Annotated in this window: 10 protein-coding genes; 4 read left to right on the plus strand and 6 right to left on the minus strand. The window is 71.0% G+C overall.

Annotated features, from left to right (window positions below):
* Positions 1-2: 2 nt before the first annotated feature.
* The 4 genes from QQZ14_RS04475 to QQZ14_RS04490 form a co-directional block, all read right to left on the minus strand.
* Complete coding sequence (locus tag QQZ14_RS04475; protein WP_284532977.1) at positions 3-3,626, minus strand: PKD domain-containing protein; 3,624 nt, start codon at positions 3,624-3,626, stop codon at positions 3-5.
* Between the two features lie 151 nt (positions 3,627-3,777).
* Entirely contained in the window at positions 3,778-4,791 is a 1,014-nt protein-coding gene (locus tag QQZ14_RS04480) for a hypothetical protein (RefSeq protein WP_284532978.1), read from the minus strand.
* A gap of 168 nt (positions 4,792-4,959) precedes the next feature.
* Entirely contained in the window at positions 4,960-6,045 is a 1,086-nt protein-coding gene (locus QQZ14_RS04485) for an inositol-3-phosphate synthase (RefSeq protein ID WP_284532979.1), read from the minus strand.
* Between the two features lie 59 nt (positions 6,046-6,104).
* Positions 6,105-6,764, minus strand: a complete 660-nt coding sequence (locus QQZ14_RS04490) for a PadR family transcriptional regulator (RefSeq protein ID WP_284532980.1) — start codon at positions 6,762-6,764, stop codon at positions 6,105-6,107.
* 173 nt (positions 6,765-6,937) lie between these two features.
* Here QQZ14_RS04490 and QQZ14_RS04495 point away from each other — a divergent pair, with 173 nt between their 5' ends.
* Together QQZ14_RS04495 and QQZ14_RS04500 are read left to right on the plus strand one after the other, a co-directional pair.
* A complete protein-coding gene (locus tag QQZ14_RS04495; RefSeq protein WP_284532981.1) occupies positions 6,938-9,286 on the plus strand; it encodes a transglycosylase domain-containing protein in 2,349 nt (782 codons plus the stop codon).
* Positions 9,286-10,746, plus strand: coding sequence for a glycosyltransferase family 87 protein (locus QQZ14_RS04500; RefSeq protein ID WP_284532982.1), 1,461 nt, complete (start codon positions 9,286-9,288; stop codon positions 10,744-10,746). Before QQZ14_RS04495 ends, QQZ14_RS04500 begins: the two co-directional genes overlap by 1 nt.
* Here the strand turns inward: QQZ14_RS04500 and QQZ14_RS04505 are convergent.
* Together QQZ14_RS04505 and QQZ14_RS04510 are read right to left on the minus strand one after the other, a co-directional pair.
* Positions 10,707-11,777 (minus strand): alanine racemase, encoded by a 1,071-nt coding sequence (locus QQZ14_RS04505; protein WP_284532983.1) that lies wholly within the window; start codon positions 11,775-11,777, stop codon positions 10,707-10,709. The genes QQZ14_RS04500 and QQZ14_RS04505 overlap by 40 nt on opposite strands.
* Entirely contained in the window at positions 11,774-12,889 is a 1,116-nt protein-coding gene (locus QQZ14_RS04510; RefSeq protein ID WP_284533091.1) for a lipid II:glycine glycyltransferase FemX, read from the minus strand. The genes QQZ14_RS04505 and QQZ14_RS04510 overlap by 4 nt, the downstream gene beginning before the upstream one ends.
* Before the next feature lie 194 nt (positions 12,890-13,083).
* Here QQZ14_RS04510 and QQZ14_RS04515 point away from each other — a divergent pair, with 194 nt between their 5' ends.
* Together QQZ14_RS04515 and QQZ14_RS04520 are read left to right on the plus strand one after the other, a co-directional pair.
* Positions 13,084-13,683 carry an RNA polymerase sigma factor gene (locus tag QQZ14_RS04515; protein ID WP_284532985.1) on the plus strand — a complete coding sequence of 200 codons (600 nt, stop codon included), beginning with the start codon at positions 13,084-13,086 and terminating at the stop codon, positions 13,681-13,683.
* Complete coding sequence (locus QQZ14_RS04520; protein WP_284532986.1) at positions 13,680-14,141, plus strand: hypothetical protein; 462 nt, start codon at positions 13,680-13,682, stop codon at positions 14,139-14,141. The genes QQZ14_RS04515 and QQZ14_RS04520 overlap by 4 nt, the downstream gene beginning before the upstream one ends.
* Positions 14,142-14,157 lie beyond the last annotated feature (16 nt).

Genomic DNA, 14,157 nt, shown 5'->3' on the forward strand with positions numbered 1-14,157 from the left:
TCCTAGAACCGGAACCGGTCGACGTACGCGCGGCCCTCGAGCACCACGAGCCGGAGCCGGTGCTTGCCCGCGCCCAGTCCGCGCAGGGTCTTGTGGAAGGCGAGCGCCGGTGTCCGGTTCAGGTTGTGGAAGCTGATCGTGCCGACCCGGCGGCCGTCGACGATGAGCTTGGCCTTGCCGCCGTGGACCGAGCGGCCGAAGAACACGTCGGCGCGCGGGCCGGTCACCGTCAGCGCCATCGTGTCGCGGCCGGGACCGCGTCCGGCGTTGTCGCAGTAGCGCCCCCAGCGGTCGGACCGTACGACGCGCCAGCTGCCGTGCCGGGCGACCTTGGCCGAGCCGCAGCCGACCGTGGTCCGAGCGCCGGGGCCCTGGCCGGGTCCGGTCGGGTCGCCGGTGACCCGGACCGTCACGGTGTCGGCGTCGGTCGCGCCCTCGGGGTCGGTCACCAGGAGGGTGACGTCGTAGGTGCCCGGCTTGTCGAAGGCGTGCCGCACGGTCATGCCGACCGCGTCCTTGCGCGACCCGCCGTCACCGAAGTCCCACGTGTACTGCAGGTCGCCGGGGGTCTCGACGTCGGTGCTGCCCGAACCGGAGAACACGATCCGGTCCCCGGTGCTCGCCGCGGTCCTCGAGGCGCGGGCCTTCGCTGTGGGCGCGGTGTTCGCCGGCGGGGCCGGCTCGGGAACGTACCCGTAGTTGAAGACGCCGCAGCCCGAGCCCATGGTGAACGTCACCGCGCCGGTCAGGTTGCCGTCCGAGGCGGCCGGACCGAGGTCCGTGCCGGACATCGAGTCGACGTGGAAGCCGAGGCAGCCGTAGCCGAACTCCCAGTTCCCGGACGTGCTCGAGGGGTCCTCGTAGTTGTCGACGTGCGGCTTCGCCGCCGCGTCGGAGTACGACGCCCTGGCCGGCGCGGCCGTGAACGCCGCGTCGTTCAGGTCGGGCGTGGAGCTGCCGGGCTCGGGGGTCGAGTCCAGCGGCGACTGGGCCGGCGGGTCGTCGGTGCCGGCGTTGCCGTAGCCGTGCGCCTCGTCGGTGTAGGAGAGGTAGAGGCCCGGCTCCCACCCGATCGGGTCGCGGTCGATCTGGCCGTGGCCGTCGAGGTCGAAGCCGGAGCGGTCGCGCATCTCGAGGTAGTAGGCGTGGTCCTGCACGGACTCGGCGCCCGCCTGGAGGTACTTCCACCCTTGGGTGCACTGCTGCGCGGTCGTCAGGTCCTCGCGGCAGCCGCCGTTGAAGAACCGTGCGTCGTCAGGTCCGCCGTCCTTCTCGAGGTCGGTCTGGAGCAGGACCTGCTCGCCCGACGGCGTCGTGGCGGTGACCTTGAGGTCGTCGATGAACCAGCCCGGCCGGGCCAGGCCCGGGTCGGTCGCATAGCTGAACCGCAGCGCGCCGTTCGGCTTGCCGGCGAGGTCGCTGATGTCGTAGCTGTCCGAGACGAACACCGCGTCGGGGGTCTCGCCGAGCTTGCGGTCGGTGACCTCGCTGCCGGCGGCGTACGAGCCGCTGGTCCCGGTCAGGCCGTTGTCGTACTTGGCCTGGCAGTTGTTCTGGTTGGGGTTGCCGGCCAGCGGGTCGGTGTTGGACGTCGTGAAGCCCTTGTCCGAGGGGTGCGAGGCGTAGGTCTTGCCGCCGTCGGTGGTCGTCAGGACGAAGCCGTAGTCGTAGTCCCACTCGATGTCCCAGCTGGACTTGAACGAGAGCGTGACCTTGCTGCCCGCCGGGAGCGTCGCGAGCGCCGGGATGGACAGGTCCAGGTTGTGGCCGCCGTCGGGCGCGCATCCGAAGTCGTTGCCCGAGCCGGACCACCAGGCGTGGGTCTTGGTGGCCTTCTCCCCGCTGTCGAACGCGGCCGGGTCGAGCAGCTGCCGTCCGGGGAGCTTGGCGACGAACATCTGGGAGTTGTGCACGGTGCCGTCGACGCCGTTGGTCAGCGTGTACGGCGTGCCGTCAGGCCGGCGCCAGTGGATCGTGCCGGTGTCCTGCTTGGAGTCGGTCATCTCGGGCACGGTGCGCGTCGTCCCGGGTGCGAGCACCTCGGGGACCACCCAGCCGAGCTCCTGACGGGAGTAGGCGTCCATGTTCTGCGACTTGTCGGTGGCCATCAGGTTCCAGTCGCCGTAGGTCTCCCGGCTGCCGGTGGAGTAGAAGTCGGGCAGGCCGAGGGAGTGGCCGTACTCGTGGGAGATGACCGAGGCCTTGTCGATCGCGGTCTCCGGGTTGACGTTGTAGGGACCCACCCGGACGAAGACCTTGAGGGCGTCACCCTTGTCGGCGGTGGTCATGGTCTTGCGGCCGGCGTCGGTGTACCAGAGCGGCCGACCCTCGAGGTCCTTGAGCTGGTCGTCGGTGGTGTAGCCGGGGAGGCCGGTGTCCGGGTCGGTGTAGTAGTACTCCAGCGAGGACGAGTGCGGCCAGACGTTGTCGTAGGGCAGGTCGGTGTAGTCGCAGCCGGCGACGGAGAGCTGGGAGGAGCCGTTGCCGCCGCAGCCGGCGAAGACCGCCATGAAGAAGTCGACCACGCCGTCCTTGTCGGTGTCGTAGTCGGAGTAGTCGATCTCCGGGTCGGCGATCGCGGCGGCGTCGTACACGAGCTTGCCGGCGGGACCGCAGCCGGAGTCGATGCTCTGCAGGGCTCCGACGCCGGCGAGCGCGCCGATGAGTGCGGAGCCGTTGGCGTCGTCGCCGTAGTAGTCGGTGCTGCCTGGCAGGTTGTAGATGCCGTCGGTGATCCGCTCCGGGTAGACGGGCGTGCCCTGGGCCGGGATCGGCGAGTCGGCGAAGGTCAGTCCGTGGCAGGTCTGCCCGGCCTGGAGCTTGGTGAAGTCGAAGCCGCCGTCGTAGGCGAAGTCCTTGTGGTCGATCCCGGCCGAGGGCACCGTGCCCTCGGGGAACAGCTGACCGAGCGACATCTCCTGGTAGAGGTTGAACGTCGACCCCGCGTTGGCCGGGTCGTTGATCACGGACTCGAGGGAGTCTCCGGTGTGGCCGGCCTGGTAGCTGCGGTCGGTGTACTGCACCGGGACGACGGGGAAGGGGCGGTCGCCGTACCGCGCGGTGTCGTAGACGTCCGACGGCGGGATCACCTTCGGCCCGTGGCTGGTCGCGCTCTTCGAGGTGGTGCCGACGCTCACGAGCGCGGTCGTGGAGATGTCGCGCCAGACGATCTCGGGGTTCTGGGCGGTGGTGTCGGCCACGCTCTCGAGGACCAGGGTCTTGGTCTGGCCGGCGAGCACCGGCGGGACGGCCCAGATCACGCTCGTCCCGTCGGAGGCGATCGCCGCACCGGAGCCGGCGTCCGTGATCGTCGAGCCCTCGGGTGCCGTGACGGTCACGGTGGCGCCGGACACCGGCGCGGCGCTCGTGTTGGTGACGATGATCCGGGAGGGGTAGGTGTCGCCGGGCTTCACCCAGCCGACGGAGGAGACGAAGCTGTTCTCGACCTCGAGGCCGCCGACCGTCACGGTGCTGACGGCCGGGGCGGCGGGCGGGGCGGCCGCGGCGCGAGCGGCCGGTGCGGCCGAGGCCGCGCTCGGGAGGAGCGCCGCGGAGAGTCCGGTGGTGACGGTGACGGCGAGTGCGGCGGTGATCGCCGCGGTGCGCCAGGTTCGCAGGTGTGTCATGGGTGGACGCAATCTCGGGAGGGGTCGCGGGTTGGCGACGCGGTGCCACCCCAACGACGGCCCGGCCGCAGTGGTTACGAGCCGTGCCCCACGTCCGGTTCGCCGTCGAGACACCAGGAATGGCTGTGACCGGGCTGGGCCCGCAGCCATCTCAGGTGTTTCGACGGGCCCGGGCCGCGTCCCGGCGGTCCAGGATCTCGTCCAGCGACGGGGAGGTGGGCGCACCGACGACCCACCGACGGGTCAGCAGCCGAGCCCGCTCCGCGGCCTGCTGCATGCGCCGGACGACCCGATGCGGCTCGCGCAGGTCGCGGCCGACGACCTCGACGTACTCCAGGCCGACGTCGCGCAGGTCCGCCTCGCGCGCGATGTCGCTCTCGTGGCGGTCGATGTCCCGGTGGTCGGCGCCGGCGTACTCGCCGACGACGCCACGCGCCGGGTCGAGCAGGTCGGGCACGGCGACCGGCCGGCCGTCCAGGTCGAACACAGGCCGGTTGCAGAGCGGCCGGCCCCATCCGGCGTCGCGCTCCCAGATGAGCCGGAACCGGTCCTCCTGCGGTGACCGGCAGCCCTCGACGGCAAGCTCGACCGCCTCGCGGACCATCCGGACGTCGCGGTACCAGCGCCTGGTCGCGGCGTACAGCCGCATCCGCTTCACCGACGTGAGCCGGGCTGCGCAGGCCGAGCCCACCGCGACCGCCATCTCGCGGACCTCCCCGATCCGGCGCATCTCGTCGAACAACGCGCGCTCCACGGTCGCGCAGCGGATGCCGTGGACCACGACGACCTCGTCCGGTGGGATCCGGTCCTCGACCACCTGGATCCCGTCCCGGCTGCGGAGCCGGCCGCCGTTGCCGGCGATCGGGACCGGGAGCCGGGTGCAACCGTCGCGCGCGAGCCCGTCGAAGAACGCCGCGCCGTGCAGCCGCAGCGCCGCCCAGCCGGTCACCACGGCGTGCTCGCCGCCCCTGGCCGCGGCCTCGAGGATGCGCTGCTCGACCAGGTCGTCGCCGACGGTGGCCGGTACGACGAGCCCGGGCGAGGTGATCCGCCAGTGGGGACCGCGCGCCTGGCCACGGGTCGGGCCGGCTCGTCCGGTCGGGTCGATGCGGACCGGCACGACGAGGCCGCTGACCGGCGGCGCGATCGGGTCCCAGCGATGCATGCCGGATGGCCTGCCCGCCGTACCTGTGGAGGAACCACCGGCCGGGGCTGGCTGTGGACGAGTGTCGAGACACCAGAAATGGCTGCCGGGACCGGGGTCCTGACAGCCATTCTGGGTGTCTCGACGGTCTCCGCGTCAGCGGAGGACCGCATCAAGCTGCGGAGAGAGTCACTCCTCGCCCTTGATGAAGGCCTCGACGCGGCGGCGACCCTCGTCGTCGGGGAGCTGCACCGGCGGGGACTTCATCAGGTACGACGACGCCGAGATGATCGGGCCACCGAGGCCGCGGTCCTTGGCGATCTTCGCGGCGCGGATCGCGTCGATGATGATGCCGGCCGAGTTGGGGGAGTCCCAGACCTCGAGCTTGTACTCCATGTTCAGCGGGACGTCGCCGAACGCGCGACCCTCGAGGCGGACGTAGGCCCACTTGCGGTCGTCGAGCCACTGGACGTAGTCCGAGGGGCCGATGTGCACGTTGCGGTCGGAGACCTTGTTGGCCAGCTCGCCCTTGAGGTTGGAGGTGACCGACTGGGTCTTGGAGACCTTCTTGGACTCCAGGCGCTCGCGCTCGAGCATGTTCTTGAAGTCCATGTTGCCGCCGACGTTGAGCTGGTAGGTGCGGTCCAGCGCCACGCCGCGGTCTTCGAAGAGCTTCGCGATCACGCGGTGGGTGATCGTCGCGCCGATCTGGGACTTGATGTCGTCACCGACGATCGGGATGCCGGCGTCCTCGAACTTCTTGGCCCACTCCGGGTCGGAGGCGATGAACACGGGCAGTGCGTTGACGAACGCCACACCGGCGTCGATGCAGCACTGGGCGTAGAACTTGTCGGCCTCCTCGGATCCCACCGGCAGGTAGGAGACGAGCACGTCGGCCTGGGTGTCCTTGAGGACCTGGACGATGTCGACCGGCTCGGCGCCCGACTCCTCGATGGTCTGGCGGTAGTACTTGCCGAGGCCGTCGAGGGTGTGACCGCGCTGGACGTCGATCCCGAGCGTGGGGACCTCGGCGATCTTGATGGTGTTGTTCTCGGAGGCGTTGATGGCCTCGGAGAGGTCCTTGCCGACCTTCTTGTCGTCGACGTCGAACGCCGCGACGAACTCCACGTCGCGCACGTGGTAGTCGCCGAACATCACGTGCATCAGGCCGGGCACCGTTCCCGTCGGGTCGGCGTCCCGGTAGTAGTGCACACCCTGGACCAGGGAGGAGGCGCAGTTGCCCACTCCCACGATTGCTACACGAACCGAACCCATCGGGCTGTTCCTTTCCGTCGTCCGCCACGGTGGTCGGACTGCTCGTCTGAGGCGAGGCGCTACTTCTGGCCGCTGACCTCGGGGGGCTGCACCGCGGCTGGTTCGGCCGCGGCGGTGGTGGCGGGCTCGACGGAGCCGCCGCTGGAGGTGCTGGTGTTGCTGGCTCTGGTGCTGCCGGGGTCGCCGCTGCGCTCGGCATTGATCAGGTCCGAGAGCCACCGGACCTCACGCTCGACCGACTCGACGCCGTGACGCTGGAGCTCGACGGCGTACCGGTCGACCTCCTTCTGGGTCATCGACAGCTGGCTCTGCACGCGCTCGAGCCGCTCCTGGAGGCGGGTACGACGTCCCTCGAGGACGCGCAGCCGGATCTCCATGTCGGTGCGGCTGAAGAACGCGAACCGGATGTCGAAGTTGTCGTCCTCCCACGCGGTGGGACCGACCTCGGTCATCAGGCGCTCGAACTCACGCTGCCCGGACTCCGTGAGCTGGTAGACGATCCGCGGGCGCCGGGTCACCGGCGTCAGCGTGGTGGTGGCCTCCTCGATGAGGGCGCCGCGAAGCATCTTCTTCAAGGTGGGGTAGAGCGACCCGTAGGAGAGAACCCGACCCCATCCGAGCATGAGGTTCAGCCTCTTGCGGAGCTCGTAGCCGTGCATGGGTCCCTCGTGCAGCAGTCCGAGGACTGCGAGCTCGATGGTCTCCGCACGACGTGCCATGCGACCTATCGTAGCGATATATCCACGCGTTGCGAATCCGCTATCGGTACGACGTGCGCATGAGACCTCGCTCACGCCCTTCCCCGTGGCATCTTGGGCGGCGCGGGCGCCACCCGTACGCTGACCGGGATCATCTGCACCGATCTCGACCCCGACCCGCGGAGCCAACGACTGTGAGTGGTAAGCGCAAGGCCGCGGGCTCGCCCGCCAGCACGACGAGCGCGAAGCCCGGCCAGAAGCCCAAGCCACCCCGCACGCGCAAGCAGAAGGTGCTGCGGGTCGGGAAGTGGCTCTCGATCGTCGGCCTGGTGTGCCTGCTGCTGATGGTCGGGGCGTTCGTGGTCCTGTACCGGGCCATCGACATCCCCGACCCGAACAAGGACTTCGAGGCCGAGACGTCGTTCGTCTACTACTCCGACGGCAAGGGCGAGGTCGGCAACTTCGCGACCCAGAACCGCGAGTCGATCTCGATCAAGCAGATGCCGCAGACGCTCCAGGACGCGGTGGTCGCCGCCGAGAACCGCTCGTTCTGGACCGACAAGGGCATCGACCCCCGAGGCATCATCCGGGCGGCCTTCAGCAACGCCAAGGGCAACGCCACCCAGGGTGCCTCGACGATCACCCAGCAGTACGTGAAGATCCTCTACCTCAACCAGGAGCGCTCCTACACCCGCAAGGCGAAGGAGGCGATCCTCTCGCTCAAGGTGCAGCGCACCCAGAGCAAGACCGAGATCCTCGAGGGCTACCTCAACACGATCTACTTCGGACGCGGCGCGTACGGCGTCCAGGCGGCTGCGCGCGCGTTCTTCGCCAAGGACGCCAAGGACCTGACGCTGAGGGAGTCGGCCGTCCTCGCCAGCGTGCTGAACAACCCCACGCACTTCGACCCGGCCAACGGCAAGGAGAACAAGCGGGCGCTCAAGGAGCGCTACGTCTACGTGCTCGAAGGGATGGCCGCCGCGGGCAACATCACCGCCGACGAGGCCGCGAAGGCCGAGAAGTCGCTGCCGAAGTTCCCGGAGATCAAGGCCCAGAGCAAGAACGGCGGCCAGCGCGGTCACATGCTCAAGCTGGTCCGCGACGAGATGCACGAGCTCGGCTACACCGACGACCAGATCGACAGCCAGGGCTACCGGATCACCACGACGTTCACCAAGAAGGCCATGGACGCCGCGGAGGCCGGGGTGCTCGAGCAGCGGCCGGAGGGCTTCAAGGACAAGGAGCTGCACATCGGGGTGGCCAGCGTCGAGCCCGGCACCGGTGCGCTCCGCGGGTTCTACGGCGGTCAGGACTTCCTCGACTCGCAGATCAACTGGGCCGCCACCGGCGGCATGGTCGGCTCGACGCTCAAGCCCCTGACCGTCGCGACCGCCCTGGAGAACGGCTTCTCGCTGAAGGACACGTTCGAGGGCAACTCGCCGTACGTGTTCCCCGACGGCCTCGACGTCGTGAACGAGGGGCCGTACGGCGGCACCGACTACGGCGACAAGGTGAACCTCGTCTACGCCACCGAGCAGTCGATCAACACGGCGTTCGTCGACATGTCGAACTCCATCCCCGACGGCCCGGAGAAGATCCTCGAGACCGCGAACAAGGTCGGCATCCCGCCCGCCAAGCCCACCCAGAAGTACCCGGGCATTCCCGACAAGAGCATCGACCTCGAGGCCGACGCGCTCATCACGCTCGGCAAGGCCCGGATCAGCCCGATCAACATGGCCAACGCCTACGCGACGATCGCCAACGGCGGTGAGCGCGCCGACGTGCACGTGATCGACAAGATCGTCAGCAAGAAGGGCAAGGTGCTCTACCAGTTCAAGCAGCACACGTCCCAGGCGTTCGACGACTTCGCCGACGGGGTCGACGTCACCACCGCGGCGGGGGAGAAGGCGACCGGCGAGGACATCGCCGCCGACACCTCCTACGCCCTGCAGCAGGTGGTCCTCAACGGCACCGGCAAGAACGCCCAGGCGATCGGCCGGCCGGCCGCGGGCAAGACCGGCACGGCCACCAACGACAACGACAACGTCTCCTCGTCCTGGTTCGTCGGCTACACCCCCCAGCTCGCCACCGCGGTGATGTACGTCCGCGGCGACGGCGACAACGCCCTGGACGGGTGGCTGCCGTCGTACTTCGGCGCGGAGTACCCGACGCGCACCTGGGCCGCGGTGATGAGCCGGGCCCTCGAGGGCACCGACGTCGAGGACTTCCCCGAGCCGGCCAACGTCGACGGCGAGGCGCCGGCCGAGGGCCACGACCCCTACACGCCCCCGCCGAAGCCGACCAAGACGCCGAAGCCGACCAAGACGCCCTCGGAGACACCCACCCCGAGCGAGACGGCGACGCCGTCGGAGACGCCCACCCCGACCGAGTCGCCGAGCAACAGCTGCGGCGTGCTCGGCTGCCCGCCCTCCGAGTCGCCGACCCCGTCGGGGAGCCCGAGTACGCCGCCCGGCGGCGGCGCGTCCCAGAGCGGCCGGGGCCACCACCGCCGGAGCCGGGGTCGCCGGGTGCGGCTCGGCTGATGCCGCCGAGCCGGCGCGGGGTCCAGGGGGACTGGGTCGACCCCACGACCGACGACCCGGTCGTCGCCGCGCTCAGTGACCGGATCGGCGGGCCCGTCGGCCCGCGAGCCGGCCGGCACTCGTGGTGGACCCCGGTGCGGGTGGTGCTCGCGCTGACCGCGATCGTGCTCGCCCTCGGGATGGTGCAGAAGAACAACTGCTACCAGGACACCTGGCAGGACGGGCAGGCCCGCTACACCCACATGTGCTACTCCGACCTGCCCTACCTCTACACCGGGCGCGGCTTCGCCGAGCTCAACTGGCCCTACAGCGACGACGCCCAGGTGCGCGCCCGCTACCCCGAGGTCATGGAGTACCCGGTCGGCATCTCCTACTGGGCGTGGGGCGCGGCGCACGTCACGCACTGGCTCAACGGCTCCCCCGACCTGACCCCCCGCTACGGGAAGTCGGTCGGTGACATGTCGGCCGAGCCTGAGGTGCACCGGGAGATGCGGATCTTCGTGATCGTCAACGCGCTCGGGTTCGCGGTGCTGACGCTGCTCGCGGCCTGGCTGCTGGCCGGCGTCTCCCCGCGCCGGCCGTGGGACGCCGCGGCCTTCGCCCTCTCGCCGGCGCTGTTGCTCACCGGCCTGGTCAACTGGGACCTGCTCGCCGTGGTCCTGGTCGCCGGGGCGCTGTGGGCCTGGGCCCGGGAGCGCCCCGTGCTGACCGGGGTCCTGATCGGCCTGGGGACGGCGGTCAAGCTGTTCCCGCTCTTCCTGCTCGGCGGGATCCTGGTGATCTGCCTGCGCCGGCGGCAGCTGCGGACGCTCGCGGTCACCAGCCTGGCCGCCGCGTCAGCGTGGGTGCTGGCCAACCTGCCGGCGTACCTGTCCGGGCCCGACGAGTGGAAGGTGTTCTGGACGTTCAACTCCGAGCGGGGTGCCGACCTCGGCTCGATCTGGCTGGTCGTCCAGCAGGCGCTCGACCGGACCGCCGACCCGTCCGCGTTCGACCCGCACACGATCAACGTCGGGTCCTGGCTGTTCTTCGGGCTGTGGTGCGTGGGCGTGCTGCTGCTCGGGCTCGCCTCGCCCGCGACGCCGCGCCTCGCCCAGCTCGGCTTCCTGGTGGTCGCCGGGTTCCTGCTGGTCAACAAGGTCTACTCGCCGCAGTACGTGCTCTGGCTGCTGCCGCTCGCCGTGCTCGCGCGGCCGCGGTGGCGCGACCTGATCATCTGGCAGGCCGGCGAGGTCCTCTACTTCGCCGCCGTGTGGTGGTACCTCGGCGGCTTCCTGGCCCCGGCCGCCGGCGGCGACGCGGGCTTCTACTGGGCCGCGATCCTGGTGCGCCTGGCCGCCGAGCTCTACCTGGTGGCCGTCGTCGTCCGCGACATCTGGGTGCCCCGGCACGACCCGGTGCGCAGCGCCGATGTGGTCGGTCAGCTCACGACGACGCGGTCGAAGGCCGTGGCGGTGTAGCGCACCCGCACGTCCACCTCGTCGCCGATGGCCGGCACGCGGGCGCCGTGGGGCAGGAAGAGCATCGACGCCTGCATGTGCGGCGGCTCGGCGAACAGCCGCTGCTTGCCATCGATCGAGAACGGCGAGCGCACGAACCCCGCCGCGTCGAGGCCGCCGCGGGCCAGCGTGGCCGCGCGGGAGCGCAGGCTCGCGTCGCCGGTGGGGGCCTCGAGCCCGATGCCGTGGGCGGTGCCACCGCTGACCACGAGGATGTGGCCGGCCTTGGGGGCGGTGCGGTGCCGGTAGCCGAACGCGTCGCCGCGCTCGACCGCGTGCACGTCGAGCACGGTCGCGGTCACCCGGAGGGCCCCACGGTCGCCGAGCCACAGGTCGGTGCCGACCCGCGGCCGGAACGTGAAGTCGGGGTACGCCGCGCGCAGCACGGCGAGCTCGTCGGCGGCCAGGTGGCTGACCCACACGGTGTCCAGCGGCAGCTCGGTCGCGACCACGTCGTTCATCAGGCGCTGCACCTCGGAGAGGTGGGCGCCGTGGGCGAGCGGCAGGTGCAGGGCCACGCCGCGCACCCGGGCCTTCGGGTGGTCGGCCAGGATCCGCGGCGTGCTCCACAGCTCGCGGGCGGTCATCCCGTGGCGCAGCATGCTGGTGGTGCGCTCCAGCACCACCCGGGCGTCGGGCTGGCGGCCGAGCAGGTCGCCGAGGTCCTCGGGCCGGCTCACCGTGTGGACGACCCGGTCGGCGAGCCGGGGGTCCAGTTCGATCGCCGCGCCGAACGGCCGCCAGGGGGTGAGCACGAGGAGGTCGCCGGCGTACCGGCTCGCGACCTCGGGCAGCTCGTCGTACGTCCCGACGGCGAGGGTGTCGACCCCGAGACCCTGGTCGGCCAGCCACTGCGCCTTGCGGGCCAGCCGGCCGAGCGTGAAGCCGTAGCCGTTGCCCTTGGCCACCGGGACCAGGCCGGGGGTCGCCTCGGTGAGGCTCCGCAGGTGGGACCGCCAGCGCTCGCCGTCGACGGTCAGGTTGAGGCTCATGCCCGCCTCTTCATGTACATGGCGAAGGCGGCGTACAGCGCGCGGTTGAGCGGGAGATCCCACTCGCCGACGTACTCGACGGCCTCGCCGCCGGTGCCGACCTTGAACTGGATCAGACCCTGGTGCGGGTCGTCCTCGTCGAGCGTGTCGGTGATGCCGCGCAGGTCGTAGACGTCGGCGCCGGCGGCGATCGCGTCGCGGATCATCTGCCACTGGATCGCGTTGGAGCCGCGCACCTCGCGCTTCTCGGTGGAGGAGGCGCCGTAGGAGTACCACGCGTGGGCGCCGACGCGGATGCCGATCGTGGCGGCGACGAGCGTGCCCTCGTGGCGGGCGGTGTAGAGGCGGATCCGGTCGGGGTCCTCGGCGCCGAGCGCCTCGACCATCGTGCGGAAGTACGCCAGCGGCCGGGGCGTGAAGTGGTCGCGCTCGGCGGTGTGCATGTAGAGCTCGTGGAAGGCCTTCAGCTCCTCGTCCCCGGACGCGGTCGAGACCACCTCGACGCCCTCCTTGGCGGCCTTCTTGATGTTGCGCCGCCAGAGCTGGTTCATGCCGGCGAGCACGTCCTCCTCGGTGCGGCCGGCCAGCGGGATCTGGAACACGTACTGCGGCTGGCCCGCGGCGAAGCCGCCCTCGACGGTCTGCGCGCGCCAGCCGAGGTCGAGCAGCTGGGAGGTGACCCGTGCCCCGGAGTGGGTGCGTTCGGTGGGCGGCAGGTCGCCGAGCCGGCGTACGGCGTCGTCGGCGATGCCGGCCTTGATCGTCGCGGCGTCCCAGCGCCGGGTCACGACCGGCGGGCCCATCCGCACGCCGAAGGCGCCGCGTCCCGACAGGTGTGCGGCCATCGGCGAGAGCCAGGCGCCCAGGTCGTCGGCCTCCCAGTCGATCACCGGCCCCTCGGGGAGATAGGCGAGGAACCGCTTGACCTTCGGCAGCTGGCGGTAGAGCACCAGGGCGGCACCCACCAGCTCGTCTCCGCGAAACCAGCCGATGGACTCGCGCCGCCACTCGGACTTGACCCGGCCCCAGGCCGGGGTCTGGAGGAAGCTCGCGGAGCGTTGGCTGCGCAGGAGCTCCAGATGGTCGTTCTCGGAGATCTCACGGACGCTCAGCACCCGGGCCACGCTACCCGGCGCCGATCGGCCGTCCGCGACGTACCCGTCCGGGCCATGGCGCCGCGGCCCCGCAAGCGCCACGATGTGCGCAACAGGTACAAACCAGGTATCTGCGCGCGGCTCCTCGACTCCTGGGAGACGTGATCCTGATCGAGCGACTAGCCGAGCGACACAAGGGAGCGACGCGATCGATGACCGGCATCGGGGCGGTCCGGCCGGCCGGACCGGCGAATGAGGTGTGGCAGCGCGCGACGGACGGGTTCAATCGCTGGGTCGCAGGGGAGTCCAGCGGTCTCGACGACCTCGTCGCGGTGATGACGCCGGTGCTGTGGCACGTGGTCCGGTCCTACCGGCTCTCGGAGTCCGCCGCCGAGGACGTCGTGCAGACGACCTGGCTGGCGCTGGTACGCCGGCGCTCGGCGATCCTGGACGCGACCGCCATCGGCGGCTGGCTGACCACGACCGCGCGCCGGGAGGCCTGGCGGGTCGCGAACGCGACCGCTGCGGCGACGCCGGCCGACGAGGAGGAGCTGGCGCCGATGCTGCCGCGGCAGCGGTCTGCCGAGGACGCCGTCGTCCAGCAGGACGAGGGTGACCGGCTCTGGGCCGCGGTCGACGGGCTGCCCGAGCGGTGCCGCCGCCTGCTGCGGATCGTCGCGTTCGAGAACCGGCCTGACTACCGCGAGCTGGCGGCCGACCTGGACATGCCGGTGGGGAGCATCGGCCCGACCCGGGGCCGGTGCCTGGCGAAGTTGCGCGTCGCGCTGATGCAGACGGGGGAGTACCGATGAGTGAGCTGAGCCGCGAGGATCTGCTGGGCGTGGTCCGCGACGTGTGGGAGCGCCACGACCCGGTGCCTGAGCACCTCGTGGCCTCGATGCAGGCGGCGGCGGCGATCGCCGCCAGCGACCTGGACGCCGAGCTGATGGAGCTCGTCGAGCGGTCCACCGAGTTGGTCGGCGCCCGCGGCGCCGGCGCGTACACGCTGCGCTTCGTGCACGGCGACACCGACCTGCTGCTGCGGATCGCGGTCGACGGCGACCGCTCCCGCGTCGACGGCTGGGTGGTGCCGCCGGAGCCGATGACCATCCGCGCGCTGCCCGGTGAGGTGCCGGCGTCGCACGCCGCCGTCGTCACCGAGTCCGGTCGCTTCGAGCTGACCGGCCTGCCGCTCGGGCTGCTGCGCCTGCGGCTCGAGCCCCACGACGCCACCCGCCCCGCGTTCGCCACCCCCACCTTCGAGATCTGACGGAGACAGAAGAACC

This window comes from Nocardioides sp. T2.26MG-1 (assembly GCF_950101795.1).
Lineage (GTDB): Bacteria > Actinomycetota > Actinomycetes > Propionibacteriales > Nocardioidaceae > Nocardioides.

What these genes read in the sequence shown, in the direction of transcription:
- QQZ14_RS04500 (WP_284532982.1), top strand. Translation starts at nt 9,286, where the DNA reads ATGCCGCCGAGCCGGCGCGGGGTCCAGGGGGACTGGGTCGACCCCACG.
- QQZ14_RS04480 (WP_284532978.1), bottom strand. Translation starts at nt 4,791, where the DNA reads ATGCATCGCTGGGACCCGATCGCGCCGCCGGTCAGCGGCCTCGTCGTG.
- QQZ14_RS04520 (WP_284532986.1), top strand. Translation starts at nt 13,680, where the DNA reads ATGAGTGAGCTGAGCCGCGAGGATCTGCTGGGCGTGGTCCGCGACGTG.
- QQZ14_RS04475 (WP_284532977.1), bottom strand. Translation starts at nt 3,626, where the DNA reads ATGACACACCTGCGAACCTGGCGCACCGCGGCGATCACCGCCGCACTC.
- QQZ14_RS04515 (WP_284532985.1), top strand. Translation starts at nt 13,084, where the DNA reads ATGACCGGCATCGGGGCGGTCCGGCCGGCCGGACCGGCGAATGAGGTG.
- QQZ14_RS04505 (WP_284532983.1), bottom strand. Translation starts at nt 11,777, where the DNA reads ATGAGCCTCAACCTGACCGTCGACGGCGAGCGCTGGCGGTCCCACCTG.
- QQZ14_RS04485 (WP_284532979.1), bottom strand. Translation starts at nt 6,045, where the DNA reads ATGGGTTCGGTTCGTGTAGCAATCGTGGGAGTGGGCAACTGCGCCTCC.
- QQZ14_RS04490 (WP_284532980.1), bottom strand. Translation starts at nt 6,764, where the DNA reads ATGGCACGTCGTGCGGAGACCATCGAGCTCGCAGTCCTCGGACTGCTG.